The 25,879-nt window shown below is 48.8% G+C and carries 23 protein-coding genes; 14 read left to right on the top strand and 9 right to left on the bottom strand.

What is annotated here, in order from left to right; translation table 11 throughout:
• Window positions 1-34: 34 nt before the first annotated feature.
• The 4 genes from E6W40_RS26270 to E6W40_RS26255 all read right to left on the bottom strand — a co-directional run bounded on the left by E6W40_RS26270 (window position 35) and on the right by E6W40_RS26255 (window position 3,615).
• Window positions 35-1,030, bottom strand: coding sequence for a formylglycine-generating enzyme family protein (locus E6W40_RS26270; RefSeq protein WP_484217474.1), 996 nt, complete (start codon window positions 1,028-1,030; stop codon window positions 35-37).
• Between the two features lie 138 nt (window positions 1,031-1,168).
• Window positions 1,169-2,395: an ROK family protein gene (locus E6W40_RS26265; protein WP_136608561.1), complete on the bottom strand. Its 1,227-nt coding sequence runs from the start codon at window positions 2,393-2,395 to the stop codon at window positions 1,169-1,171.
• Complete coding sequence (locus E6W40_RS26260) at window positions 2,388-2,924, bottom strand: chromate transporter (RefSeq protein WP_136608560.1); 537 nt, start codon at window positions 2,922-2,924, stop codon at window positions 2,388-2,390. Before E6W40_RS26260 ends, E6W40_RS26265 begins: the two co-directional genes overlap by 8 nt.
• A gap of 76 nt (window positions 2,925-3,000) precedes the next feature.
• Window positions 3,001-3,615 (bottom strand): chromate transporter, encoded by a 615-nt coding sequence (locus E6W40_RS26255; RefSeq protein ID WP_136608559.1) that lies wholly within the window; start codon window positions 3,613-3,615, stop codon window positions 3,001-3,003.
• Between the two features lie 283 nt (window positions 3,616-3,898).
• On the opposite strand from E6W40_RS26255, the gene E6W40_RS26250 reads away from it, so the two are divergent.
• The 3 genes from E6W40_RS26250 to E6W40_RS26240 all read left to right on the top strand — a co-directional run bounded on the left by E6W40_RS26250 (window position 3,899) and on the right by E6W40_RS26240 (window position 10,012).
• Window positions 3,899-5,338 (top strand): arylsulfatase, encoded by a 1,440-nt coding sequence (locus E6W40_RS26250; RefSeq protein WP_246073235.1) that lies wholly within the window; start codon window positions 3,899-3,901, stop codon window positions 5,336-5,338.
• A gap of 94 nt (window positions 5,339-5,432) precedes the next feature.
• On the top strand, window positions 5,433-6,887 hold the full coding sequence (locus tag E6W40_RS26245) for a sulfatase family protein (RefSeq protein ID WP_136608557.1): 1,455 nt from the start codon (window positions 5,433-5,435) through the stop codon (window positions 6,885-6,887).
• 101 nt (window positions 6,888-6,988) lie between these two features.
• A complete protein-coding gene (locus tag E6W40_RS26240) occupies window positions 6,989-10,012 on the top strand; it encodes a glycoside hydrolase family 2 TIM barrel-domain containing protein (protein ID WP_136608556.1) in 3,024 nt (1,007 codons plus the stop codon).
• 58 nt (window positions 10,013-10,070) lie between these two features.
• Here the strand turns inward: E6W40_RS26240 and E6W40_RS26235 are convergent, their stop codons facing one another.
• The 4 genes from E6W40_RS26235 to greA form a co-directional block, all read right to left on the bottom strand.
• Window positions 10,071-10,499: a VOC family protein gene (locus tag E6W40_RS26235; RefSeq protein WP_136608555.1), complete on the bottom strand. Its 429-nt coding sequence runs from the start codon at window positions 10,497-10,499 to the stop codon at window positions 10,071-10,073.
• A 272-nt stretch (window positions 10,500-10,771) separates the two neighbouring features.
• A complete protein-coding gene (locus E6W40_RS26230) occupies window positions 10,772-11,377 on the bottom strand; it encodes a TetR/AcrR family transcriptional regulator (protein ID WP_136608554.1) in 606 nt (201 codons plus the stop codon).
• Between the two features lie 76 nt (window positions 11,378-11,453).
• Complete coding sequence (locus E6W40_RS26225) at window positions 11,454-12,203, bottom strand: SDR family NAD(P)-dependent oxidoreductase (protein ID WP_136608553.1); 750 nt, start codon at window positions 12,201-12,203, stop codon at window positions 11,454-11,456.
• Between the two features lie 233 nt (window positions 12,204-12,436).
• A complete protein-coding gene (gene greA / locus E6W40_RS26220; protein ID WP_136608552.1) occupies window positions 12,437-12,910 on the bottom strand; it encodes a transcription elongation factor GreA in 474 nt (157 codons plus the stop codon).
• A gap of 142 nt (window positions 12,911-13,052) precedes the next feature.
• Here greA and E6W40_RS26215 point away from each other — a divergent pair, with 142 nt between their 5' ends.
• The 11 genes from E6W40_RS26215 (at window position 13,053) to E6W40_RS26165 (ending at window position 24,770) form a co-directional block, all read left to right on the top strand.
• The gene (locus tag E6W40_RS26215; RefSeq protein ID WP_136608551.1) at window positions 13,053-13,538 is read left to right on the top strand and encodes a DinB family protein; all 486 of its coding nucleotides are present in this window, start codon (window positions 13,053-13,055) and stop codon (window positions 13,536-13,538) included.
• A gap of 90 nt (window positions 13,539-13,628) precedes the next feature.
• A complete protein-coding gene (locus E6W40_RS26210; RefSeq protein ID WP_136608550.1) occupies window positions 13,629-14,054 on the top strand; it encodes a MarR family winged helix-turn-helix transcriptional regulator in 426 nt (141 codons plus the stop codon).
• Between the two features lie 226 nt (window positions 14,055-14,280).
• Window positions 14,281-15,933 carry an MFS transporter gene (locus tag E6W40_RS26205; RefSeq protein ID WP_246073201.1) on the top strand — a complete coding sequence of 551 codons (1,653 nt, stop codon included), beginning with the start codon at window positions 14,281-14,283 and terminating at the stop codon, window positions 15,931-15,933.
• A gap of 18 nt (window positions 15,934-15,951) precedes the next feature.
• Window positions 15,952-16,587, top strand: coding sequence for an HlyD family secretion protein (locus tag E6W40_RS26200; RefSeq protein ID WP_136608915.1), 636 nt, complete (start codon window positions 15,952-15,954; stop codon window positions 16,585-16,587).
• Between the two features lie 191 nt (window positions 16,588-16,778).
• Window positions 16,779-17,357, top strand: a complete 579-nt coding sequence (locus tag E6W40_RS26195; protein ID WP_136608549.1) for an SLOG family protein — start codon at window positions 16,779-16,781, stop codon at window positions 17,355-17,357.
• Window positions 17,358-17,395: 38 nt separating this feature from the next.
• The gene (locus tag E6W40_RS26190; protein ID WP_136608914.1) at window positions 17,396-18,379 is read left to right on the top strand and encodes a Gfo/Idh/MocA family protein; all 984 of its coding nucleotides are present in this window, start codon (window positions 17,396-17,398) and stop codon (window positions 18,377-18,379) included.
• Window positions 18,379-18,900, top strand: a complete 522-nt coding sequence (locus tag E6W40_RS26185) for a hypothetical protein (protein ID WP_136608913.1) — start codon at window positions 18,379-18,381, stop codon at window positions 18,898-18,900. The genes E6W40_RS26190 and E6W40_RS26185 overlap by 1 nt, the downstream gene beginning before the upstream one ends.
• 300 nt (window positions 18,901-19,200) lie before the next feature.
• Window positions 19,201-21,114, top strand: a complete 1,914-nt coding sequence (locus E6W40_RS26180; RefSeq protein ID WP_136608548.1) for a PAS domain S-box protein — start codon at window positions 19,201-19,203, stop codon at window positions 21,112-21,114.
• Window positions 21,115-21,220: 106 nt separating this feature from the next.
• Window positions 21,221-21,565 (top strand): helix-turn-helix domain-containing protein, encoded by a 345-nt coding sequence (locus E6W40_RS26175; RefSeq protein ID WP_246072784.1) that lies wholly within the window; start codon window positions 21,221-21,223, stop codon window positions 21,563-21,565.
• Window positions 21,487-22,371, top strand: coding sequence for an IS3 family transposase (locus E6W40_RS26170; RefSeq protein ID WP_168928788.1), 885 nt, complete (start codon window positions 21,487-21,489; stop codon window positions 22,369-22,371). The genes E6W40_RS26175 and E6W40_RS26170 overlap by 79 nt, the downstream gene beginning before the upstream one ends.
• 149 nt (window positions 22,372-22,520) lie before the next feature.
• Window positions 22,521-24,770, top strand: a complete 2,250-nt coding sequence (locus E6W40_RS26165; protein WP_168929061.1) for an outer membrane protein assembly factor BamB family protein — start codon at window positions 22,521-22,523, stop codon at window positions 24,768-24,770.
• Window positions 24,771-24,837: 67 nt separating this feature from the next.
• Here E6W40_RS26165 and E6W40_RS26160 read toward each other — a convergent pair whose 3' ends face one another.
• Window positions 24,838-25,755, bottom strand: a complete 918-nt coding sequence (locus E6W40_RS26160; RefSeq protein ID WP_246073200.1) for an SPL family radical SAM protein — start codon at window positions 25,753-25,755, stop codon at window positions 24,838-24,840.
• Window positions 25,756-25,879: the final 124 nt, after the last annotated feature.

Below are 25,879 nucleotides of genomic sequence, written 5' to 3'. Positions count from 1 at the left end.
CAGGCATGACTCTTTTTTGCTATAACTAGTTTATTTATTCTATATCTGCAACCACGCGAAAACCGATATTCCCTGTAGAGCTGTCCGGCGTGTTGCTGCTTCGCGCCGCGATGCGGTAGCGGTTGCAGTAAGATTGATGGCAGAGATAAGATCCGCCCTTCATGAGACGCGAGGTTCCTTGAACCGGTCCTTGCGGCTGTTCGGTCGAGCCGCGCTTGTCCGGATTCTGGGTGAACCAGTCGGCACACCATTCCCAGACATTGCCGGACATATTATACAGCCCATAGCCGTTTGGCTTATAGGCATCTACCGGAGCCGTGCCAAGATAACCATCGCTGGCATGGTTTTTCGTCGGAAATACCCCTTGCCAGATATTGCAGCGATGCTCGCCGTCCGGACGCAGCACATCACCCCAAGGATATCGTTTTCCCTCCAGTCCACCGCGAGCTGCCGTTTCCCATTCGATTTCAGTAGGCAGACGGACGCCTGCCCATTCGCAGTAAGCCTGGGCGTCATTCCAGGAGACATGCACGACCGGATGATTCATACGGTCCAGCACATGGCTTCCCGGGCCTTCGGGTTGGCGCCAATAGGTACCTTCAACCCCGTTCCACCACGGTGTCTGCAGCGGTGAACCGACAATGTTGACGCTCTCTGGATCAGAAAGAAGCAGATGAAAAACATAGGACCAGCCAAATCGCTCGGCTTCCGTTATGTAGCCTGTTGCGGCAACAAATTCGGCATAATCTGCATTGGTTACGGTATGAGGCGAGATGCGGAACGACTGTACATGAACCGGCCTTGCGGGTCCTTCGGCATCGGAAGCAAAGCCTTCCCCGTCATTGGTGCCCAGAATATATATGCCTTCCGGAATGATCGGCCATGAGGAGGTATCCGGCCGTGAAGAAGTGCCTGATAACGCAGCAGTCCTCGCCTCCGAGGCTTCAATAACGTTAATGTCTGCCGCCGTCTGCTTGTGATCCATGTTCATGGAAGGAGTACCGCAGCCGGATGATGTCTCAACGGCCATACGTCTTGCTGCACAGCAGGAAGGGACTTTGACTGTGGATGCTTCGGGCTCCGTTTTGTTTGGCAAATCAGATTTTGATTCCGCTGACATGGCGACAGCTCCTCTCTGAATTGAGAAAAAGTGAATGAATCGAACAGATTATACGGTTAATTGGCTTAGCATCAGCTGGGCTGCTCCGATGGCGATGGCTTCTTCGCCGTAAGTGCCTTTGCTGAAAATAACCTGATATTTCGGATAATGATATGTTTTTCGGATAGCGGTTTGGGTGGCGGTGTAAAAGAACAAGTTGGAGTCCGTTATCAACGGACCGCCCAAAATAACCTTTTCCGGATACAGAATATTCAGTAAATTAGCCAGGCCGATGCCAAAATACGTTGCAGCCTGTGTCACGATTTCAGTAACCATCGGATCCATAAGCTTCAGCGCCTGCATAATATCCGGAAATTTGGCCGGTTCACCAGGTTGAAGCATTTGCCGTAGAGAACTGCTCCGCCCCGTCCGTAATTTGGAGTTCACCTCGCGCTCTATCGCATGCACCGAAGCGTAGGTATCCAGCGCCCCGAAGTTTCCCTGTGCTGTACGGTAAGGGAGCCCGTCTGCCTGGATGATCATCTGGCCGAAGGAGCCCTCCATATCAGCTGCACCATGAATCAGCTTATTGTCCGTCATCATGCCGAGGCGAAGTCCCGTACCGCCGTGCACATAAAGCATATGCACGAAATCTTTGGTACGGTTCGCCCAGGATTCGGCGATCAGTGCCGTATTGGCCCCGTTATCCAGGATGACGGGGAAACGGAGACGATCTTCAAGCATATGTACTGCAGGCACATGGTTCCAGCCTGGAGCGGCAAACCATTCAGGGTCCTCAATAACGCCTGCTTCCCGATCCAGTGGCCCGACCGCGCCAATTCCCATGCCGATCACCTGCTCATAAGCAATGAGATGCTTGTCCATCCATGACTTCACCTGAGCGGTGACCTCCTGCATAAGGACTTCGGGTGTTGTCTCTTCAGTCATGCGCCATTCCCTGGAATCTATCTTTGTTCCTGCCAGATCGAGCAGTACCAGCTTGGAGCTCACCCGGGAAATATCCAGTCCGAACGCGTAGCCGTAGTCAGCTTTGACTTGATACAGGATAGGACGGCGCCCTCCGGTGGAGGCACCAAGCCCGCTTTCGGAAATAATCCCGATGCTGACGAGCTCATCCAGCACCCGTGTAAGCGTGCTTACCGTCAGGCCGCTTGAGGTGAGCAGATCATTTTTGCCAATTTCATGCTTGCGGCGGATATCGTGAAACAGCTCCTTCGCCTTTGGCGAGGGGATGCGTTTTTCAGCGTCAATTCGTTGTTTCTTCTCATTAAGCATATATTAAAATCCCCACAATTCCTGAAACCAGAATCATCGCCAGCGGATGCACGCGAAAACGGATCATTGCAATCAGTGCAGCAATGAAGATCGCAATGCTGGCAAAGGTGCTTACGGAAAAACCGGTTATGAAACCGGAATGTATCGTCATGGTATAGGCTGCGTAGGCAATCAAGGCAATGACAGCCGGCTTCATGCCGTTCAGCGCAGCCTGTACCCAATGATTATCATACACACGGTAAAAAATCGTGGCAACCAGAAACATAATGATGGCCGAAGGGAAAACGATGCCGAGTGAGGCGATCAGGCTGCCGATCCAACCGCTGGCCGTATAACCGACATAAACGGCGCTGTTCATCGCCACCGGCCCTGGAGCCATGCCTGCCAGTGCAATGGCCTCCGTATACTGCTGAGTAGTCATCCATCCTTCCTTCAAAGCCGCGTGTTCAATGACAGGAAGCATGGCATAACCGCCGCCGAAAGACATGAAGCCAATTTTAAAAAAAGTCCAAAACAGCTCGAACAGCATGGTTCAACCTCTTTTCTACGAATGAGGATTTGATATAAATCCTGAATGGGTGCGGATGTATCCAATATGCCCGAGGTCACATCGAATGATGTTTGTCTTGTTCCTGCTTCTGCTTCATCCTGTTTGAGCTTTTGGAGGCAGAAGCGGCTTCAGCTACCATTCCGATGACAATGCCGATGGCAAGAACAAATAGAGGCTGAATAGGGAAGAAGAGGAGCAAAATCAGACAAGTAGCGGCGACGCCCCAGGTTACCGGATTATAGAGGGCCTGTTTTCTCATCCGAATGGCGGCATATACGATCAGAGCAACTACCGTAGGTTTGATGCCATGGAGGGCAGCCTGCACATAGCGGTTGTCGCTAAGGCCAGTGGCTGCTGCGCACAGAATCAGCATAATGAGAATGGTTGGCAGGGAAATGCCGGCGACAGCGGAGAGCAAACCTGGTATGCCGGCAATACGGTAGCCTGCGAGAGCGGCCACATTGACTCCGATTCCTCCCGGAGCCGCGCCTGACAGTGCAGTAATCTCACTCATTTCCTTCGAAGATAGCCATTTGCGATTTTCGGTAACTTCTTTATCAATCACTGGAAGGATGGCGTAGCCACCTCCAAAAGTGGTAGGTCCTATTTTAAGAAAAGAAACAAAAAGCTTGCCGCTTAACCTAAGTTTACTTTCATCGCGAAGTTCCATGATCCATATTCCTTCTTTCCGTTCATCCTGCGGTGTTCGAAATCAGTATATCGCACTTTAATTCTTTTTGGAATAAAGAATTGTTTAATAAGGTGATTTGATAAATAATCATACTTTTATACAGGTAAATACATCAATATATCCATTTACTTTTTATCATGTTGGAGGTTAAATGGAATTAATTACAGATGTACAGGTTGTTCTACATCTTAAAGGAGGGAAAAGCTTGAACCAGACCAAACCGGATTCTAAACCGAATATTCTACTGATTACCGTGGATCAAATGCGCTATGACTGCCTGAGCATTGCCGGGCATCCCGTAGTAGAAACCCCGAATTTGGATGAGCTGGCGCGCACAGGGGTCCGCTTTGACCGTGCTTACTCGGCTACGCCGACATGCGTGCCTGCTAGAGCCGCAATCTTTACAGGCCAATCTCAGAAAAGCCATGGCCGAGTGGGATACCAGGATTGTGTACCGTGGAACTATGAACATACGATGCCGGGAGAATTTGCGAAGGCAGGATACCACACCCAGTGTGTTGGGAAGATGCATGTTTATCCTGCCAGAAATCTGATGGGCTTTCACAATGTTGTTCTGCATGACGGATACTTGCATCATAACCGCAATAAGTACAGCATTCCGGTCCGTGAGCATTATGACGAGGTGGATGATTATTTGCATTGGCTGCGCCAGCAAGTGCCGGGGGCGGACCTGACGGATCTCGGTCTCGACTGCAATTCCTCTACGGTAGCCCGTCCATGGCATCTGCCGGAGAAGCTGCATCCGACGAACTGGGTCGTTACCGAGTCGATCGATTTCCTCCGCCGCCGCGATCCGGACAAGCCCTTCTTCTTATGGATGTCCTTTGTCCGGCCGCATTCACCGCTGGATCCGCCGCAGGCTTATCTGGATCTGTATAAAGATATTGAAATTCCCGAGCCGCCTGTAGGAGACTGGGCTCTTCAATCGGATCCTGACTTGGACGGGCTCAGTCCGTATACGAGTAAGGGGCTTGTGCCCAAACGTCGTCTGCAAAACGCCATGGCTGCCTATTATGCGCTTATTACCCATATTGACCATCAGATCGGGCGCTTCATGCAGGTGCTGGCAGAATACGGAGAGAGGAACAATACCGTCATTTTGTTCACGTCAGATCATGGCGAACTGATGGGAGATCATCATCTGTTCCGAAAATCGCTGCCGTACGAAGGAAGTGCCCGGGTGCCGTTTATCGTCAACGATCCGGGGAACCGTCTGAGCCTTGGCACCGGCAAAGTGGTGCAGGAGGTTGTGGAAATGCGCGATATTATGCCGACACTTTTGGATGCGGCAGGTGTAGCCATACCAGGTTCTGTGGATGGAGGGAGCGTCCTGAAGCTCGCCGCTTCTTCTACTGAGGAAGGATCAGGCAATGCAGCATGGCGCTCCTATCTGCACGGTGAGCATACGCAGGGTATGCAGTCCAACCATTGGCTGACAGATGGCAAAGAAAAGTACATCTGGTTCTCACAAACGGGAGAAGAGCAGTTCTTCCTGCTTACGGACGATCCGCAGGAACTTCATAATGCTGCGCGTGATCAGGCATATCAAGAGCGGATGGATTATTGGCGCTCCGTTCTTATTCAGGAGCTGGAGGGACGGGAAGAAGGATACTCCGATGGCAAGCAGCTGTTTGTCGGCCGCAAACCGGTTACCGTTCTCTCACATATGCGGAACGGATAAGTACCGTACCCGAAAGAACATCGAAGCCTGGTCGCGAGTGAATGTTCCTGATCAGGCTGACTTTGCAGTTATTGAAAGGGGAAATTTCCTGCCCATGTCCAGTAAAAAACATATATGGCTGATCACGACCGACCAAATGAGAGGGGATGCGCTGGGCTATGAAAATCCTGCGGTCATCACACCTAATCTGGACGGCTTGGCCCGCGAAGGAATGGTTTTTAACAGAGCATACTGTGCAAGTCCGGTCTGCACGCCTTCCCGTGCATCGATCTTTACCGGACGTTATCCCCATATTCATGGGGCCTGGAATATCGGGGTTTCGTTAAACGAGGATGAACTGACGCTTTGCGATCATTTGAAGCAATCCGGCTACTACACGATTGGGGTCGGCAAAATGCATTTCAGGGAGCAGTGTAAAACGGGGTTCACCTATGAAGCGGAGGAAGTGTCCGTCCGTGACCGGGGGAGGGAGCGGGATGGTACTTATTACGGTTTTGATGAGCACCATATTTCGGAAGACAACATGATCGGCGAATATCTGGATGAGATTGGTGAACGCGATCCGGATGTGGCAGGTCGTTTGCGGAAGGATCTGTTCCGGTCCGATGATGCTGCAGGTGACGTGTGGGAGAGCGGATTGCCGCCCGAGCTTCACCAGACACGCTGGATTTCTGACAGAAGCATACGCGCAATCGAGGAGCATTCCCCGGAGCAACCCTTATTTTTATGGAGCAGCTTCGTGGATCCCCATCATCCCTTTAATCCTCCAGAGGCATACAGCAGGCTGTATGAGCATACAGAAATTCCCGAACCGGCAGGAGATGCTTCAGATGTGAAGGGACGCCCGGAGCATCTCCTTCTTCAAAAAGGCAGCTACTGGCCGGGGGGCGGGGAGCTTCATTCCTGGGATCAGCAGCATATGGAGCGCTTGATCCGCAATTACTATGCCATGATTACGTTCATTGACGAAGAAATCGGCAGGATTCTCGGCGCATGGAAAGACAAAGGAATGGACGATGAGCTTTTGATCGTCTTTACGAGCGATCATGGTGAGCTCCTTGGAGATCACGGTCTTCTGTATAAGGGGCCATGGTTCTATGAGGGACTCACACGCATCCCGATGATTCTTAAAGGACCTGGTGTGAAAAAGGGGGCCAAGACAGATGCGCTGATGGAGCATGTGGATATCGTACCTACACTGCTGGAGCTGATCGGGAAAGCGGAAATACCGGAAGGGATTCAGGGAATCTCGCAGCGGCCGGTAGCCTCAGGGGAGACTGAGCGGGTACGCGAATCCGCGATGACGGCTTATGATGCCCATGACCGCGGTGTTCACGCCAAATGCTTGCGTACAGACCGGTATAAGCTGGTTATTTTTGCGGATGAAGCTTATGGAGAGCTGTTTGATCTGGAGTCTGATCCGGATGAGCTGCATAATCGTTTCTTCGATCCGTCTTATCTGGAAATGAAACATAAGCTGATGGAAACACTCGTTCACCGGCTGATGCGGGATCAGGACCCTTTGCCGGTACGTAAAGCCTTCTGGTAGGAAAGCGCCTTCATATCTTGAAAAAGTTATACTTTTTCAAAAAAACAGAGCTTCCCCGCTCCGTTTTCATTTGTTAGGATAACGTTAAAGGAGCTGATGACATGCTAGAGTTGGAGAAATATTGGGAAAACACGCAAATCCTTGAAGTTAACCGGCAAGAACCGCGGGCATATTACATTCCATATGCGGACGCAGAATCGGCGAAGGCAGGCAAAAGATCGAGATCCCCGTTTTACCGGACGCTGAACGGCGGCTGGAAGTTTAAATATTACAACAGTGTACATAACATTACAGAATCCTTTTATGATAAAAACTTCGATGCTGCGAATTGGGATGATTTATTAGTGCCATCCTGTTGGCAAACGGCGGGCTACGACCAGCTTCATTATACCAATGTGAATTATCCGATTCCCTGCGATCCCCCGTATGTGCCGGATGAGAACCCGGCCGGCTTGTATGTTCGGGATTTTCGTATTGCAGAATCATGGAGCGGGAAAAAGACCTATACGGTATTTGAGGGAGTTAATTCCTGCTTCTATGTGTGGGTGAACGGTCAATTTGTCGGCTATAGCCAGGGAAGCCGCATTCCGGCAGAATTTGATATTACCCCGCATATACAACCTGGTATAAACCGTATGGCTGTTATGGTGCTGAAATGGTGTGACGGAACCTATTTGGAGGATCAGGATTTGTGGCGCTTCTCGGGAATATTCCGTGACGTTTATTTGCTGGGACGTGATGGGGCGCATGTTCGTGATGCATTTATTAATCCGGAGCTTTCCAGTGATCTTACCGAAGGGGTTCTCCGCTGCGAGCTGGATACGACAGGACCGCTTACACTGAAAGCGGAGCTGCGTGACGCGGATGGAAAGGTGTGTACGACGGGGCAGGTACAGGCGGACGGGCAGGCTGAACTTACGCTGAACGTGTCCGAGCCTGTTTTGTGGAATGCAGAGTCGCCATATCTGTATGAATTGTATCTGAGCGATGGACATGAAGTACTTCATTTCCCTGTCGGATTCCGGACGGTATCCGTGGAAAACGGCATTTTCACCATAAACGGGCAAGCGGTCAAGCTAAAAGGGGTCAATCGCCATGATTCCCATCCGGATCTGGGGCAGACGATACCACTCAACCACATGATTGAGGATCTCATGCTAATGAAACGGCATAACATCAATACGGTGCGGACCTCCCATTATCCAAATGATCCTAGGTTCCTGGAATTATGCGACCGGTACGGCTTTTATGTTGTGGATGAAGCGGACCTGGAATGCCATGGACTCACGGTATCCGGCGATTTCCATCAGCTGACGCGCGATCCGGCTTGGGAGAAGGCTTTTGTAGACCGTATGCAGCGGATGGTGGAACGGGACAAGAACCATGCCTCCATCATCATGTGGTCCCTTGGCAACGAATCAGGTTATGGCGCCAACCATATCGCCATGGCCAAATGGGCACAGAAGCGGGATGATTCACGCCTTGTACATTATGAGGGAGCAGCGAAAAGATACGAAGGCGACACGGATACGGAGGATCTGGATATCGAGAGTGAAATGTATGCTTCTCCCGCATACGTAGGCGAATATGGTGCTGATGAGAGCCGCAGCAAGCCGCTGTTCCTATGCGAATACAGTCATGCAATGGGCAACGGACCAGGGGATCTCAAGGAGTATTGGGATATGTTCTACAAATATCCGAAGCTGATGGGTGGCTGTGTCTGGGAATGGAATGACCACGGTATTCGTGCAAGAACTATCGGGGGTACTGAATACTTCGGATACGGTGGTGATTTTGGAGATCATCCGAATGACGGCAATTTCTGTATAGATGGCCTGGTCTCGCCGGACCGTGTTCCTCATACCGGGCTGCTGGAGCTGAAGCAGGTTATCGCACCGGTCCGAATTGAAGCAGAGGATCTGGAAGCCGGAAAAATCCGTGTGACGAACCTGTATGATTTTAACGGTTTAAGCCATCTTTCATTTACCTGGAAGCTTGAAGCGGAAGGGATGCTTGTGGAACAGGGAGTGCTGGAAGCGGTTGACGCAGGACCGCATGAATCAGCTGTATTCACGGTGCCTTTCAAGCAAAGTTTGGCCGAAGGCCGGTATTTCCTTACGGTAATGGTGCGTTTAAAAGAAGAAGCCGTGTGGGCAGAGACTGGATACGAGATTACATTTGCCCAGTTTGAAATCGGAGAGGAACAGAACTCAACTGGAAAAGCACATGCCTGGCTGGATGCGCTGAGACAGCGTCCGATTGACATCAGGGAGGACGGAGCGCTCATCACGGTGGAAGGTAATGAATTCTGCCATGTATTCGATAAGGTAAAAGGGACATGGGTCCGTCTATCGAAGCAGGATGTGAATATGATTCAGTCACCGCTTGGTTTCAGCATTTGGCGGGCTCCGACGGATAATGACCGCAACATCAAGCATAAATGGATGGAAGAGGGCTATCACCGTGCTGGAATGAAGCTGTATGCGTGCTCAGTTCAAAACCAAACGGATCATGAGGTTGAAATCGCGGCTGATTTCTCCTTGGGTGGCTATATGAAGCATCCGGTACTAAAAGGTCAGGCAGTATGGCGGGTAGACGGTTCCGGGGAAGTGTCGCTGGCGGTAAAGGTTAAAGTGAGAGAGGGACTTCCATTCCTGCCGCGTTTTGGTCTCCAGATTACGATGCCGCAGGGAACGGAAGAAGTGGAGTACTTCGGCTTTGGCCCTCACGAAAGCTATGTCGACAAACGGCATAGCGTGCGGATGGGCAAGTACCTGCTCCGTGTGAATGACATGTTCGAGCCTTATGTGATGCCCCAGGAGAATGGATCCCGATACGGGACGGAATGGGTTTCCGTTACGAATGAGCTTGGCATGGGGCTGATGTTTACGGGAAATCTTCCTTTCTCGTTCAATGCATCGCATTATTTGCCGGAGGATCTGGATCAGGCGGAACATTTGCATGAGCTGGTGAAGCGGAAAGAGACCATCGTTCATCTTGATTATAAGATGAGCGGTATCGGCTCCAATTCCTGCGGTCCGGAGCTGCTGGAGAAGTATCGCCTTGATGAGAAGGAATTTGAATTTGCGCTGAATCTGCGTCCTATTTTCAAAGAAGACGAGTAAAGTGCTATAAGAGCAAAACGGCTCCGATCAAACGGAGCCGTTTTTTTATTACTATTAATTATACAATTCCGGGTTTCCCTAAAAGCTGCGATTCATCTTCCTTCGGCCAGCCGCCCCAAATTCCCAGGAGGTTGCCGCTTGGATCTACCAGTTGGAAGCTATAGCCACCGCCCTGTTTGTAGACCATTTCTCCAACCTCGATCCCTTTTTGCCCCAGCTCCTTACTGAGCTCCTGGATGTTATCCACCTGGAAGGTAAGGACAGGCTTTGTTTCGCCTTTGGAGCTGACAAATTCAAATTTCGGGATTTCGACGGCTTCCACAAGTCCGAGAGCCATACCGTTCAGATTGAGCCACGCGGCGTCATCCCCTTCGATAAAAGGGAAGCAGAAGCCAAGTCCAAACACCTCTGTGTACCATTTTGCTGATTTGGCTACGTCCTTAACGGGCAATTCGATAACCTGGATATGAAGTGATTTTGCTGCCATGATATTGTTCCTCCTAAGGATCCATGATTTTGTTCTACTATATTAAACGGATTACCTTTGGCAAAAGAAATGGGAGACACGCGCGTCACTTCCATTCCGCTGCTGCGGATATCCCGGTAGGATTGGCAAGCAGCAGCTCGGTTGAAGATTTTTTTCGGAGAGAGGATGAATGGAAACCACTGCCTTCCTATAACCTGTGTCGTTTTCCTAATAATACCATATAATTATTTTCAGGAAACCGGATTTTGACGCAAAAAAAACAGCCGGAATGCTTACCGTAGTTGCGGTGCTTCCTGGCTGCCAGTTCCCATAACTCCATATTTGACGAAGCGGATGACTTCCTTCCGGAATTGTTCGGATTTCCCGTCCTCACGTCCAAGCTTCATGCGATCATAATGAAGAATGGACCAAATGCTGGTTGTGGTTCCCAGCTCAAACAGAAAAATATCCATAATCGGGTTCATCGTGCCATCCTGAATCCGTTTCTGCATCTCCTGTACCTCGGCGCTCTTGCGGTACACCGAACGGTCGAAGTAATCCGAAAGCTCCGGATGATGAAGCGATTCGGTGAAGAGAATGTTGAACTGCTCCATATTTTCCTGAATGGTTGTAATAAGCCGGTTAATGTAATATTCGACCAATTGCTCGTTTCCGTATTGGCTGAAATCCGCCGCAGCGGACGGTTCAGAGGCGAAGTCAATAACCACACTGGCTTCGAGAAGCTCTTTTTTGCTGCTGAAATACTTATACATGGCGGCTTCTGATATTCCGCAGGCTTTGGCAATCGCACTGGTCTTGGTCGCATCATAACCCGTCTTTGAGAACAAGTCTCTTGCCTGCTCAATAATCCGCTGCTTCGTTATTTCCCCTTTGTTCACGGTCCCGGATCCCCTTTATGAATGAAAGAAGACCAGCAGGGGCTGGCCTTCCATTTTTGCAATTATTATAACAGGATTATTTGAAAGAAGCGAAGCCTTGGTCCACCATCACGACACTGCCGTTAATCGCGTCAGCCTCATCAAGAGAGATCAGATATACGGAGCTGGCAATGGATTCAGGCTTGGTGAGCTCGCCGCCCATAACTTTCGCCTTCATGCTGTCGAGCATGCCGGATGCCTTGTAACCTGAAATGATCGGCGTATCCACCGCACCTGGTGCAACACCGACAACGCGAATTCCGTAAGGGGAAAGCTCGAGTGCTGCAGATTTGGTCATCATATTCACAGCACCTTTAGCGGCATGATATGCATACGTGGCAGGAGATGCCAGGATGCCGAAAACAGAAGTTGTATTGATAATGACGCCCTTAATGCCGAGTTCTTTCATTTTGCGTCCGGCATAGATGATGCCGTAAGTTACGCCATGCTGGTTCACATTGATGGTTTTATGGTATTTTTCCAGATCCAGATCCATAACGGGCGTTTGCAGACCGATCCCCGCATTGTTGAACATCACATCGATACGGCCGAAGGTTTCAACCGCTTTGTTGACGAGTGCTTCTACCTGCTCAGGCTTGGATACATCGGTTTGTACAAAAATGGCTTCGCCACCGGCGTCTATAATCATTTGGACGGTTTCCTGACCGCCTGCTTCGTTGAAGTCAGCGACGACAACCCGATCTCCCTTGGAAGCAAATTTCAGACATGTTTCCCGGCCAATACCGCTGGCTCCGCCTGTGATAACTGCAACTCTTGTTGTGGACATAAAAGATGCCTCCCAGAAATGAAATAATAAATAAAATGAAGTGGCCTTGATTCATTAATCATAAGTTAGTACTTACTAACTAATATCGATTATGCTCCTTAAGAATCATAATGTCAACTGGAATTCAATGATTTTTGTCATAGACAAATCAAAAGAAAAGAACCTTGTTTTCTGATTGCCAGAAAAGACAAGGTTCTGATGTTTGTTTACGTATAATAAAAGTTATAGTTTTCTTATTTGGCGCGGATATCAAGCACTTCATACTTGATGACGCCCATCGGTGCTGTTACGCTGACGACATCGCCTATCGACTTGCCGATCAGCTCTTTGCCGAGCGGGCTTTCGTAAGAAATTTTATTGTTATGGGCATCAGCTTCTGCCGGACTGACAATCCGGTATTCCACGGTTTCCTTAAACTCAATGTCATCGAGCTTTACATAGGAACCCACGCTTACGACGGAAGCATCGATGCTTTTTACAACCCGTGCTTTGGTCAGCGTTTTCTCCAGCTGCAGAATTTTTGTCTCCATAAATGCCTGATCGTCCTTGGCGGAATGGTATTCACTGTTCTCCTTCAGATCACCGTAGCTGATCGCTACTTTAAGCCGTTCTGCAAGCTCTTTCCGCTTTACAGTTTTCAGATCTTCGAGCTCTGCTTTCAGTTCGGCCAGACCCTCAGGGGTTAAAATTAATTCATCATTGGTCATGTCTACAACTCCTCTTTCTTAAATTGTACACGATAGAGCGGACTAAAGCGAAATAATATTAATTCGTTATAACTATTTTTGCGCTGGAAAACCTTGATTCTCAGCCTGTATACTTTTCAATAAAGAAGTGGAGGAATGACGTTTGCATATGATGTTTAAGTACAACTGGGCTGTGCGTGAAGATTGGTTCAAGTGGTGTGAAGGAGTCGACGAAGCCGATCTTCTGCAAAAGCGCGTAGGTGGCGTCGGCGGAATTCTGCACACGCTGTTTCACATTATTGATGTGGAATGGAGCTGGGTTCGGACATTGCAAGGAAAAAGCGACTTTAATGAAAGCTTCGATCAATACCGGAGCATTCAGCAGGTTCGTGATCTGGAAGCAGCATTCCGTCCAGAAGTGGAAGCGTTCGTCTTGGGCTGGAGTGACAGCTTCGAGAACGTTGAGTTCCGTGACATTAGCCCTGATGGCAGGGAAACGCTGGATACATGGGGAGAAGTTATGCGGCATATGATTGCCCATGAAATCCACCATATCGGTCAGATGTCCGTATGGTCACGCGAGATCGGAAAGCAGCCTGTATCTGCCAATTTAATTGGACGGGGTTTGGCTTCTGTCAGCGAGAGCTGACTCGGCGGTCGGTCTCCTTTATGTTATACTGGTCCTAATGCATTTTTTGTACAGGATCCTGGCAGCATAAGAGGAGGAAGGACAGAGAAAATGGATGCTCCGCTTCATTTGATTGAATATGAAATTGCTTTACTGGTACGTCTTACAACAGCTCATAGTCCAAAGCTCGGAAGCCTGGACCGTTCGGAATATCTTTTGCTAAGTGAGCTGGAAAAATACAGCCCTCTTGCGATTAATGCTCTTGCGGAACATTTGTTGCTGAATCTCTCAACGGCTAGCCGGCAGGTTGCTGTACTTGAAGGGAAAAATTACATCAGACGTTTTCCGGATACGAATAACGGCAGAATCAGCCTAGTGGAGATCACGCCAGAAGGCTTGGATATCCTGCATAAGGTCCAACAAGCGCGTTTTGACGTCTACGCCGAGGTGCTCCATAATTGGTCGCCCGAGGAGCTGGATCAGTTGAAAACCGGTCTTACGCGCTTGAACCGAGACTTTAAAGCATGGCGCAAGTGAATGATAATAATATATGACAAAGCTGTCCCGGGACGATGATCCTGTGACGGCTTTTTTTGCTATTTGCTAAGCGTGAAGGCATTTAATCCGGCTGCTTTGTTCAAAAATGGATATTGCCACATTTGAAAATAATGTTGTATAATACAACTTGCTGTTTACAATATATAGATTCATTCAGGTCACAAGTCCGGTGTTATTCAGACCATTATAGGAAAGGAGGAGTCTGATGAAAACACAATCAGGCCGTATTACTGCCATATCCGAAACGATGAAAATGCCGCTGCCCAAATATCTGATGATATCCATCCTGACGATATTTGCGATTGGTCCGCAGTATTTTATCAACTTATCTTACATTATGAATCAGGTCATTATTCAAAACGGCTTGAACCTCAGCTCGAGCGACTTGCTGCTCCCCTCCACCTTGTCCAATATAGCTTTTGCACTTGGCGTGCCGCTCGGTCCGGTGTTATCCCGAAAGCTCGGTGTGAGAAAAACCTATCTCATGTTCGTAACCGTCTTTTTGTTGGGATCAGCTATCAACGTCATATCCGGGGATACGGTTTCTTTAACGCTGGGGAGAATCATTCAGGGGTTGAGCTCAGGCTTTCTGTTTCTGACCATTCTGCCTGTCAGCTTAAAGTCATTCCCGAATAAAATCCGTAATTATTTCCTGCTGATGGTGATTACCGGATTGTTCGGCGCAAGCGCGGTGGGTGCCATATTTGGCTCCGTATCGCTTAGCGCGGATACATGGCGTTGGCTCTTTATATTGAACATCGTGTCGGCGCTGCTATGTCTGATCGTTGGATTTACCGGTTTGCCAAAAGGCGAAGAGGAGCAGCATGATGCGCAGCCGGTGAACAAGTTTAACGTAATTCTGCTGATTGCACTTATGCTGATGCTGACGGTGCCTCTCTGCAATCTGATGCAAGAGGGCTTTACATCCCTTTACGTGTGGCCATTCTTGATTGCTGCACTGGTACTTCTGATTCTGTTTATTGTGTTTGATCTGAAGGCGAAGACGCCGATCGTTCCGTTCAGGACATTAAAGGCAGCCAAACCGGTGTCAGGAACCGTAATGGCGATCGCCTCGCATATCTGCTTGATTTTCGCCATAGCCGGAATCAACGGATTTCTGCGGAATAACCTGGATCTGCCTTACCGGTATCTCGTGCATTTTTACATCTGGTTTTTTGTTGGAATTCTCGTGACGGCTGTGCTCAAAACATTGCTGTATGACCGTCTGGGTGCCGGTATTCTGGGCTTTATCGGCTCATTGGCCGTCATCTATGTGAGCTTGCAGTGGAGAATCATGGGGCCGGAGGTTTCGCTGAATCTGCTGTATTTCCAAATCGCCCTTCTGGGGGCGGGTGTGAGTATGGTGCTGGTTGGCGGAGCGCTGGGAACCGCCCTTGCGGGTGATATTCACCAGGCCTCGATGAGATCCGTGACGCTGCACTCCATTCGTAATTTTGCGGGTGCGATTATTACGCCGGTGCTTGGCTGGTACCTGACCCGGCTAAATGCAATGAATTATGAGGAGATCCGCGGCCGACTCGGCCAGTTCAGCGGTGAAGCCAAATCGGAGATTACACAGTTAACCCGAGGACTAATGAGTGAGGGTCTGCCAGCAGCGAAAGCGCAAAGTATGGCATCTTATGAATTGATTGTTCATACCAAAAGAGCGGCGATCCTGGGTGCATATCACAATCTATTTACGATCATGGCCTGTGTGGGTGTTATTATGCTGCTTGCTTCAGTCGGGAAAATAGTGACGGGGAAAGGCAGATCGCTGGTCCAAAAAGAGAAAAGATTAATGATGCCAACATCTGAAAATACAGAGCTGCATCCAAGTACAACCCATTTTACAAAGTGAGGAGAGTTCATTCATATGATTAACCGCAGTCGCTTGATCATTGCAAATATCATAGGGGTGCTGGTGATCTGCTTTTTTATTGCCGCCGGCGCTTACTTTTACTATGAAAAATCTAATTTTATTAAAACAGAGGATGCTGTCGTTCAGGCGGATATGATGCCGCTCGTCTCCCCGGCTCAGGGTGTTTTGACCAGCTGGAATATTCAGGATGGGACTGACGTGAGCGATAAAAATATCGTTGGCGGAGTTTCGGACGGGACCAAGGTTGTTCCCGTGAGTTCCCGGATGAATGGCAAAGTCATTAAAAATGATGCCCGCGTGAATCAGCTGGTGCAGGCTGGGCAGGTGCTCGCACAGGAAGCGGATATGGATCATTTATTTGTTGTGGCGAACATCAAAGAAACCCAGCTGAAAGACATCAAGGTCGGACAGAGTGTTGATATTTCGGTAGACGGTGATTCCGGAACCAAATTTGAGGGTGTCGTGAAAGAGATCGGATATGCGACCAACTCCGTATTTTCTGTCCTTCCACAGCAGAGTTCTACTGGAAGCTACACCAAAGTGACACAGAAGATTCCAGTCAAGATTTCGATCAATCAGGTTTCTACCAAAGTGCTGCCGGGCATGAATGCTGAAGTGAAGATATCTCTGTGAAAATATGACTTGAGAACAGCATCAGGGCAAGAGCCTTGCGTTTCTGCAGAGAAACGCAGGGTTTCTTTTGTAGATATAGCATATAATAAACCCGTTTTTGGTATATATCAGTGGAAATCATCGAAAGAATCGGGGTATGATAGAGAGAAAGCGATCTCAGAACAGACAAAAGGAAAATAAGGGGTTTACCTATGAAAAATGTGCTGGTGACAGGCTATCGCGCGCATGAGCTGAATATTTTCGGCCAGAAGCATCCGGGGATTGTCTATATCCGAAAGGCCATTACCGCAAAGTTGGTTCAGCTTGCCGAGGAGGGGCTGGAATGGGTGATTTCGCCGGGTCAGTACGGGGTAGACTTATGGGCTTGTGAAGCGGCCATTGCCATGAAAAAACAATATCCTCATCTTAAAATTGCGATTATTACGGCTTTTGAGCATCCTGAAGAAAACTGGAAAGAGGACAAGAAGGAGTACTATCACCAGATTTTGGAGGGAATTGATTTTTACGAGACGGTCAGTCGTCAGCCTTACGATGGCCCATGGCAATTCAAAGCCAGAGATGATCTGTTGTTCCGCAAAACGGACGGCATTATTCTCGTTTATGACGAGGAGACAGGCGAAGGCAGCAGCGCGCGCTTTTACAAGGAAAGAGCCTTGAAGAAGCAGCAGGAGGAAGAATACGGCTTCTTAAGCATCAGCACCGAGGATATTCAAAACCTGGCGGATGAGGAAGCATCCGGCTGGAGTGACGAGGGAATGGATATCAGCTGATCGTTCATTACATATGAAGAAAGGGATGATTGAGATTGATTCGATTCGGAACCATTGGTACCAACTGGATAACGGAACGTTTTCTTCATGCGGCCCAGGAGAATGATGATTTCGTACTGGCAGCAGTTTACTCCAGAACGGAGGAGAAAGGCCAGGAATTTGCGGCCCAGTTTGGCGAACCCAAGGTGTATACCGACCTGGACGCCATGGCTTCAAGTGATGAGATTGATGCGGTTTATATTGCGAGTCCGAACTCATTTCACGCAGAACAAGCGATTCAATGCATGAATCACGGCAAACATGTCCTGTGTGAGAAGCCGCTCGCTTCGAATAGTGACGAGGTACGCAAAATGATCGCTGCAGCAGAGGCGAATCATGTGGTGCTGATGGAAGCGATGAAATCCACCCTGATGCCGAACTTCAGAATCATGAAAGAGAATCTATATAAAATTGGTCAGGTCCGGCGGTACTTCGCAGGCTATTGCCAGTATTCCTCACGCTATGATGCATTTAAGCAGGGAACCGTGCTGAACGCATTTAATCCGGTTTACTCGAACGGAGCATTGATGGATTTGGGCATTTACTGCATTTATCCGATGGTGTCCCTGTTCGGCAAGCCTGAATCGGTGAAAGCTGTCGGCATGATGCTATCTTCGGGCGTGGACGGGGAAGGCAGTCTGGTGATGCGCTATCCGGATATGGATGCTGTCATCATGTATTCGAAGATATCCGATTCCTTCCTTCCTGCCGAAATTCAGGGGGAAAACGGGACCATGGTGATCGACCGGATCAATCAGCCGTATGATGTGAAAATTCAGTACAGAGACGGTACTGTGGAGAACCTGACCCAGCAGCAAATTCATGAGTCCATGTATTACGAGCTGGAGGAGTTTATCCGCATGATCGGGCGCGGTAAGCGCAGCAGCAAAATCAACTCCCATGAAACCTCGCTGGCGGTTGCTGAGGTGATGGAGGATGCCAGAAGACAGATCGGTCTGAAGTATGCCTCAGATACATGGTAATGTTTGACCCAACCATCTTTGATAATCTGAAGGTTGCGTTTGAAAACCAGCTGTATGATCTTGATAATATGGATGGCAGGATTCGCATAAACGGCCGTACGGATCGGATGGAAATGTCTGTCATGTCGCGCGAATTTTCAATTAGGTTTGCGTTAACCGAAAATCCGGCGATCTCTGCTGAAATCCGCCTGGAGGCAGGGCTTACCGATTTGGCTGCCGAGATTTTGGAGATGGAAGGAGATCAGCCTGGATGTCTGCTGCGGATACGTTTTGACTTGATGGTGAGTCATGTTGAAGAGGAATGCGGGCTAATCGAGCATACATTGAAAGGCATCTGGCCGGAAGTCCTCCTTGTACAGACCCTAAGCCGGGTCTACGGAGAGGAGCCGGACAGCTATAAGAATGAAGCGGAGCTCAGATTCCGGCGCAAAATCGATGAGGATCAGATGGAGGATATTCCGGAGCTGATCTCACATGTGCTGCTGACACTGGATAAGCTGGGCAGTCATCTTTCGGCATAACTATGGGGAGAAGCAAACTCCTATTCAGCAATAAAATGAGGCATCAAAAAAGGGAAGGGCTGCCCCTCCCTTTTTTTTGATGCCTCATTTTTCGTCCTGCGAAGCTCTATTTTGTCGGAAAATCCCTTTTTACGGAGAAAATGTGGTTCTAGTTTCCGCATACGGTTTAATGAACGTTATAGCTATCTTTGCGTTCATTTTAAAGTTGTCGTATGTTATACATATCAATTTACGCCGTTCTATGAATAATTAATAGACTCGGGCTTATGATCATCAATATCTAGCGGACGGAGGCGTGTGATGAGTACCATAAAAGCAGAAGATCTTTCGTTTTTCCAAGAAGTGTACAACACTGCTCCTTTTGGAATTGCAATGATCTCCCTTGACGGAGCTTGGATGAAAGTAAATCCAGCTATTTGCCGAATTATAGGGTACCCTGAAAGTGAACTGCTGCAGCAAAGGTTCCAGGATCTCATTCACCCTGATGATTTGGAGCATAATCTTACGCTTTACAGAACGATGCTGAAGGATAGGGCAGATGGAATGGCTGAAACGGAAACAAGGTATATCCGGAAAAATGGAGATATTGTTTGGGCAGCCGTATATGGAACCGTTATGCTGGATTCTGCCGGTCATCCGCAAGCCTATATTATACAAATGAATGATATTACCAAAAATAAATTGGCCGAGTCGAAGCTGCAGGAAACCGTGGAGCGGTACACGTCCTTAAAAAGATACAATCATGATGCGGTTATTTCACTCGATTTGGAAGGGAATATCGTCAACGGAAATACAATGTCTGAAAAAATGACCGGCTATTGTGTGAACCAAATGGCAGGAAAGAAGATTGCCCGTCTCATTGGTGAAGATAACCAGCGCAAATTGCTGATGGAATCCTTGACAAACCCTTCGATTGAGAAGCATATTGATAAAATTTATCATAAAGACGGTCATTCGGTAGAGGTACTGACATCGATTGCTCCCATTTATGTTAACGGCCGGAATGTGGGCTTTTATATCATTGCGAAGGATGTCACCGAGCAGAAGCAGCTGCTGATTGCCAAGGAATCCGCCGAGAGCACCAATAAGGCCAAAAGTGAATTTTTAGCCGTGATGAGTCATGAAATCCGAACTCCAATGAACGGAGTCATAGGCATGACGGATCTGCTCGAAACAACGACGGAGCTGGACGATGAGCAGAAAGAATATGTGAAGATTATCCGCCAAAGCGGCGAGATGCTCCTAGGCATTATTAATGACATTTTGGATTTCTCCAAAGTGGAGTCTGGAAAAACCGAGCTGCAGGAGGAGCTTTTCGATGTGAGAAAATGCGTGGATGAGACCTTTGATGTTTTGTTGGCCAGAGCTCATGAGAAAAAGCTTGAAATGAACTTGGAGATACAGGATGATGTCCCGGTAGTCATGATTGGGGATGCGAAACGGTTAAAGCAGATTCTGATGAATCTGATCGGAAACGCGGTGAAATTTACATTTGCCGGCGGAATTTCAGCCCGGGTAAGAAAGCTCTCTGAGAGAAATCGGACAATCCGGCTCGAATTTACGATTAAGGATACAGGTATCGGCATTCCCACGTCCAAGGTGGATTATATATTTGAGCCGTTTTCACAGGTCAATAATTTCATGACCCGAAATCATGAGGGAACCGGTCTTGGGCTTGCTATCACCAAAAGGCTGGTTGAGCTAATGGGCGGCCGCATCTGGGTGGAGCAAGATGGGGAGCCCGGAGCGACCTTTATGTTTACGGTTGAAATGACAAAAGAGAACTGGTCGTATCACGAGGATGCTTCCGAGACAATGGATGAATCTACTTCTCCTTACCTGAACATTCTGATTGCCGAAGATAATGAAGTTAACCAAATCGTGCTAAAAAAAATGCTTGAAAACCTAGGTCACCAGACCACCATCGTCAACAATGGAAAAGATGTGGTGCACGCAGCACAGGACTGCCAATATGATCTTATTTTCATGGATATTCAAATGCCTGGTTTAAACGGATTTGATGCAACCCGTATGATACGGAGAACCCTGCCGAAGGATCAATGCCCAGCAATCGTCGCTGTGACGGCCAATGCGCTGAAAGGCGACCGGGAAAGCTGTCTGGCCGCGGGTATGGACGAATATCTCAGCAAGCCGGTGAAGACGCAGACGGTAATGGAAGTTATTTCCAATTTGGGCATCACGGGTAGAAAATGAAACTAAAGTTTAAAAAGGCTCTCATCCATAGTGAAGTGCACCCCTTAGAATAGACATTGGAAAAACCCCTTGGTTTAACCGATGAATTCTAGGGGGTGTATTTTTTATGGCTATAAAAGGTCAAAAGTTTAAGACGTACTCTGAGGAACTCAAGATGGAGGCAATCCGTTTGCACGTAGAGGAAAAATGGACGTATCGGCAAATCAACGATCATTTGGGAATCCAAGACCAGAGTCGGATGAAGCGTTGGATGCGAAAATACCGTGAAAAGGGTGAGTTTGGTTTACTGGATCAACGAGGAAGGCGGAAGGAATATTTAGATCAAGAGCGATATGTTCAGCAGTTGAAACGGGAGAATACGATGCTAAAAAAGTGTTTGGAAATCTGGATGCAGGAGGGAAAGAACAGCGCTTCAAGCTTATCGAACAAGCAGCGAATGTCGGCCAAGTAGCCGAACACTGCAAGCTCCTTGGCGTCTCTAGAAGTGGCTATTACGCGTATTTGAAGAGGAAGAAGAATGACCGAGATGCCGAGGCTAAACGACTCCTTCGCACCGTGTATCAACGCTACGAAGGAAAGTATGGCTACCGTCAGATCCAACTTTTCTTGTGGCAGGATGAAGGTGTATGGATGAATCACAAGAAAGTACTGCGCCTAATGCAAAAGCTTGGTCTTCAAGCCAGCATTCGCCGGAAACGTCGATTTAATATGACATACCAGGCTGCCGAGCGCGTGGCTGATAATCTGCTTAAGCGAAATTTCACAGCCGAAAAACCAAACCAGAAATGGGTGACGGATGTGACTCAATACCGGATAGGCGAGCGCTGGCTGTATCTTTCGGCAGTGAAAGACCTATTCAATAACGAGATTGTGGCCTACCAACTTAGCGAACGTAACGATAATGAACTGGTACTTCAGACGTTCGCTAAAGCATTTGCTAAGCGAAAAGACGTGTCCGGATTGGTCGTTCACAGCGACCAAGGGTTCCAGTACACGTCTCATGCTTACCACGACATGCTGCCAAAGGTTAGCGCCCAAATCAGCATGTCTCGCCGGGGCAATTGCCTAGACAACGCCTCCATGGAGAGCTTCTTCTCGCATCTCAAAACGGAAGGGCTCTATCCCTATGATATCCGAAATCTGGCAGAGGCACAAAGGAGAATTGAGAAGTACATACAATTTTACAACCAAAGGCGACCGCAGCGTAAATTAAACAAACTGACGCCGGTACAGTACCGGCGCCAGTTTGCAGCCTAGGTGTTTTTTCAATGTCCACTAAATGGGGTCTTGACCATAGCGATGAGGGCCTTTTTTTTAGAAAAGAATCGGAACATTTACTTATCAAATCCGTCAATATACTTAAATGTAAAAAAATTGAATATGAATCCGGGAAAGGTGGGCTCCAAGTGCGATTGAACCCGCTGATGCGTGTGGCGAGTGCAGCAACCCTGACGATGGCCTGCGCTATACTGCTGTCTCCTCTAGGTACTGCCGTAGTGGCTCAATCCTCACAGGCTACGGTATCCAAGTCGATGCAGTCCACAAACAAGCTTGTGTTTCAGTATAAAGCGCCGTATTTTGAAAAATATTTGACGACTGGCACCGCATGGTCATATCTGAAGGCAGCGGATTACGGATATGCGGGCGAAACAGTAAAAGTGAAATTGGTAGAGGGAGACATGGCGCTTGCTGTTTCGGATAGCGACGGTAACCGCTGGATTCCACGCTGGTACACCACGGCTGCCGCCAAGAGCATTACGGAAACACAGCCTGCCGTTATTACTTTAAGTCTGAATGCCAAGCTTTTTCTAGCGCCGGGAAGCCAATTGAAATGGGCAGCATCATCACAAGACAGGAAGCTGATCGCCCTTGCCAAGTGGAAAGATTGGGTGGGAGTCATGGTCAGCCCTCAGGAATGGCGTGGGGAGTTCACGGTGTATAGGCCCATACTGCTCTGGGTAAATATGAAAAGCGTTGTATCCAAGGATGTCATTCCAGCGGGAATCCTGAGTCAAGGGTCCGCCATAGGGGATGATCTGGCGAGGAATGTGACAGAGCTCCTGCTGCAAAAGGGTGATAATGATGTAAAAGTCAAAAAGCTTCTCGGCAACCCGGATGTAACGGAGCACTCGGCCAATCTGGCGGAGCTGGGTGAGCCGATGCGTATTGGAACAACTTGGCGTTATGAGCATCCGAATGCCCAATTTGCGGTGAGCTTCTCCAAGGAAGGCAAGCTCGAGGCATGGAAGTGGATTCTTCCGGCTGGGCAGGAGCTGAAGCTGGATGCATATGCCGGAAAAGATTACGGGTTTACCTATGATTTCAGATCGATGCCTGCCGTAATGACGTTAAGCAGCAAGCCCGTATGGCGGAATCAAGGGAATCTAAACTACGCCTACCTGATCGGAGCCACCGACCAAGTCCTGCTGATGAACGGGGATGACGGGGGATTCAGCGGGATGCATCATGACGCATCGATCTATGCAGTCGACGGGGCCTCGGGCCGTAAGCTGTGGCAGGTGAATGCAGGCTTTGGGATGTACAGCGCTTCACTGGATCATTCTCGCAATACGGCGGCGGTATATACCGCATATGATCCTGTGAAAAAAATATATGAGCAGCATCTCCGGGAATTAAGCTTGAAGGATGGGCAGGTGTTATGGGAGAAGCAGCTGCCAAAGGAGCGTCAAAGCCAAATATACGCCGCCAAAGACATCATCATTTTACACCAGATGCCTGACTCAGAGAATGCCCCGGGGCTCCTGACTGTGCTTGACCGTGCAACGGGAAAACAGCTATGGACCAAGACCTTGCATGAAAATCAAGAGATACTTAGTACGGAGTCAGAAGATCCTTATATTCTGCTTCGGGAGGGCTTGGAGCTGCTGGCACTGAATCCGAAGGATGGAAACCGGATATGGAGTGTGACAGGACACGGAGATATCAACCAGGATCCGCAGACGCATCCTTATTACAGCTTCGGTAATATCCAACTGCCGCTGCAGCCTCAGCAATCCAGCCGCTGGTTCCTCGTCGGAGACAAGTGGATGCTGCTCAATATGGAAAGTGGCCAGTTGCTGGCTGAATATCCGTGGAACCGGCAGGAACGGTTTGAAACCACCAATGAACAGCGGTATATATTGGTACAGCGGTCAGGCGGACTATCGGACTATGATGGCTCCCAAATTGAGGAAACGGTTCTATATGATATTTTCGAAAAGCGCGCGCTGTGGACTCTGCCCGGCAAAGCGGTAAACGGCGTATTGGATTCAAGCCGGCTGTATGTGGTACTAGGCGGACTGCCGGCAGCAATTGATCGCGAAAAGGGAGATGTACTCTGGCAAATGCCTGTAACCACCACGCAATCGTCTACCTCATACACATTAGATGACATGGTTAAAAGCCATTATGCCCTGCTTTCTAAATATTTGCTGCTGGGTTATGGTTCTGATCTGCTGGTACTTCGTAAGGAGGATGGCAAGGTTTTGGGGAGATTGCATGACAACCAGGTTGCATTTAGTGAGGCGCGTTATCGGAAAGGGATTGAAGGACTGCTCAATGTGAGCGCCGGGGACATTTATATTGGCTCCTCGAATGGCGGACTGGCCAGATATCATCAAACAGAGCTAGAAAAGCTGCTGGACTCGGTGCAGTAAGGCAGGCAGTTGGTTATAATACGCATGAAAAAGGGCCCTAACTTGGTTGGGCCCTTTTTGTGTCTGACTAAAATGGAAAGCTGAGCTGCTCCACCTCGGGGGTGAGAAGCGTCATCGAAGGTTTGAAGGAGGTTAGGGCATCGTCAATGGCTCCTGACTTGCAGCCGCCAATACTGTTCTCTGGCACCTCGCCGCTTAATCGGAGCTCATGCTTTATTTCCCGTGCAAGTGCTTTGACACGATCTGCATAGCCGTTATCGGGATAAGCACCGCGAAATAAGCTCTTGTACTTCGGCACAAGCTGCGGATGATGCTGTCCCAAAGAATGCAGAAACCATGCTTTCACATCAGGCGTCAGGCGCAGAAGCGACGTCATGGTAAAGCTGGCGCGATGTTCTTTGGCGGCAGTCATAAGTTCCCTCAAGCTTTCCCTGGAATCCGTCAGGAATGGCAGGATTGGGGCGATAAACAGCCCGGTGCGCACACCGCTGTCCGACAGCTTTTGCATCGCTTGAAGTCTTTTATAGGGTAACGGGGCTCCCGGCTCCATCATGCGGATGATCGCAGGCTCCAGTGTATTCAAGCTGATGTTGACCGAGGTGATATCCATTTGGGTGAGGAGATCCAGATCTCGTAGAATCAGTGGCGAACGTGTCGTGATCGTGGTGCGGATACGGTATTTCGCAAGAACCTCCAGGCAGCTGCGGGTAATCTTCGATTTGATCTCAATTGGCTGGTAAGGATCCGTGGCAGTCCCCAGGGTCACCAGACCAATATGATCCCGCAACTGGCCAATATCATAGTCAAAACGCTTGGCCATGCGTGAAAGCTGGGATTCCAGCGCCTCGGCCGCGTTGGTCTTCAGCATAATGCGGTTTTGAAACTCATCATCTGCTTCCCGGCCAATGAATGCTTGAAAGGCTCTGGCATAACAAAAGCTGCAGCCATGGGCACAGCCGCGGTATGGGTTTATGGACCAGAGCACACACCTCCTTATTCAGAACAAGTGTTCCTGTTTTTGTAGTATACTATACTTTATAGCATATGAAAATGTCCTGGAAGATGAAGGAATGGATTTCTATAGAAGAAATCTGTTTGTAGAGATCCTT

The organism is Paenibacillus dokdonensis (assembly GCF_004916975.1).
Classification (GTDB): domain Bacteria; phylum Bacillota; class Bacilli; order Paenibacillales; family Paenibacillaceae; genus Paenibacillus_AQ; species Paenibacillus_AQ dokdonensis.
Note: the sequence above shows the minus strand (reverse complement) of the source record. Positions and strands in the feature narration are given on the sequence as shown.

Excerpts from the sequence above, each read along its gene's own strand:
- E6W40_RS26205 (WP_246073201.1), top strand. The coding sequence starts at position 14,281 with ATGAAAACACAATCAGGCCGTATTACTGCCATATCCGAAACGATGAAA.
- E6W40_RS26255 (WP_136608559.1), bottom strand. The coding sequence starts at position 3,615 with ATGGAACTTCGCGATGAAAGTAAACTTAGGTTAAGCGGCAAGCTTTTT.
- E6W40_RS26185 (WP_136608913.1), top strand. The coding sequence starts at position 18,379 with ATGTTTGACCCAACCATCTTTGATAATCTGAAGGTTGCGTTTGAAAAC.
- E6W40_RS26240 (WP_136608556.1), top strand. The coding sequence starts at position 6,989 with ATGCTAGAGTTGGAGAAATATTGGGAAAACACGCAAATCCTTGAAGTT.
- E6W40_RS26245 (WP_136608557.1), top strand. The coding sequence starts at position 5,433 with ATGTCCAGTAAAAAACATATATGGCTGATCACGACCGACCAAATGAGA.
- E6W40_RS26175 (WP_246072784.1), top strand. The coding sequence starts at position 21,221 with ATGGCTATAAAAGGTCAAAAGTTTAAGACGTACTCTGAGGAACTCAAG.
- greA (WP_136608552.1), bottom strand. The coding sequence starts at position 12,910 with ATGACCAATGATGAATTAATTTTAACCCCTGAGGGTCTGGCCGAACTG.
- E6W40_RS26180 (WP_136608548.1), top strand. The coding sequence starts at position 19,201 with ATGAGTACCATAAAAGCAGAAGATCTTTCGTTTTTCCAAGAAGTGTAC.
- E6W40_RS26225 (WP_136608553.1), bottom strand. The coding sequence starts at position 12,203 with ATGTCCACAACAAGAGTTGCAGTTATCACAGGCGGAGCCAGCGGTATT.
- E6W40_RS26195 (WP_136608549.1), top strand. The coding sequence starts at position 16,779 with ATGAAAAATGTGCTGGTGACAGGCTATCGCGCGCATGAGCTGAATATT.
- E6W40_RS26210 (WP_136608550.1), top strand. The coding sequence starts at position 13,629 with ATGGATGCTCCGCTTCATTTGATTGAATATGAAATTGCTTTACTGGTA.
- E6W40_RS26270 (WP_484217474.1), bottom strand. The coding sequence starts at position 1,030 with ATGGCCGTTGAGACATCATCCGGCTGCGGTACTCCTTCCATGAACATG.
- E6W40_RS26265 (WP_136608561.1), bottom strand. The coding sequence starts at position 2,395 with ATGCTTAATGAGAAGAAACAACGAATTGACGCTGAAAAACGCATCCCC.
- E6W40_RS26260 (WP_136608560.1), bottom strand. The coding sequence starts at position 2,924 with ATGCTGTTCGAGCTGTTTTGGACTTTTTTTAAAATTGGCTTCATGTCT.
- E6W40_RS26235 (WP_136608555.1), bottom strand. The coding sequence starts at position 10,499 with ATGGCAGCAAAATCACTTCATATCCAGGTTATCGAATTGCCCGTTAAG.
- E6W40_RS26250 (WP_246073235.1), top strand. The coding sequence starts at position 3,899 with ATGCGCTATGACTGCCTGAGCATTGCCGGGCATCCCGTAGTAGAAACC.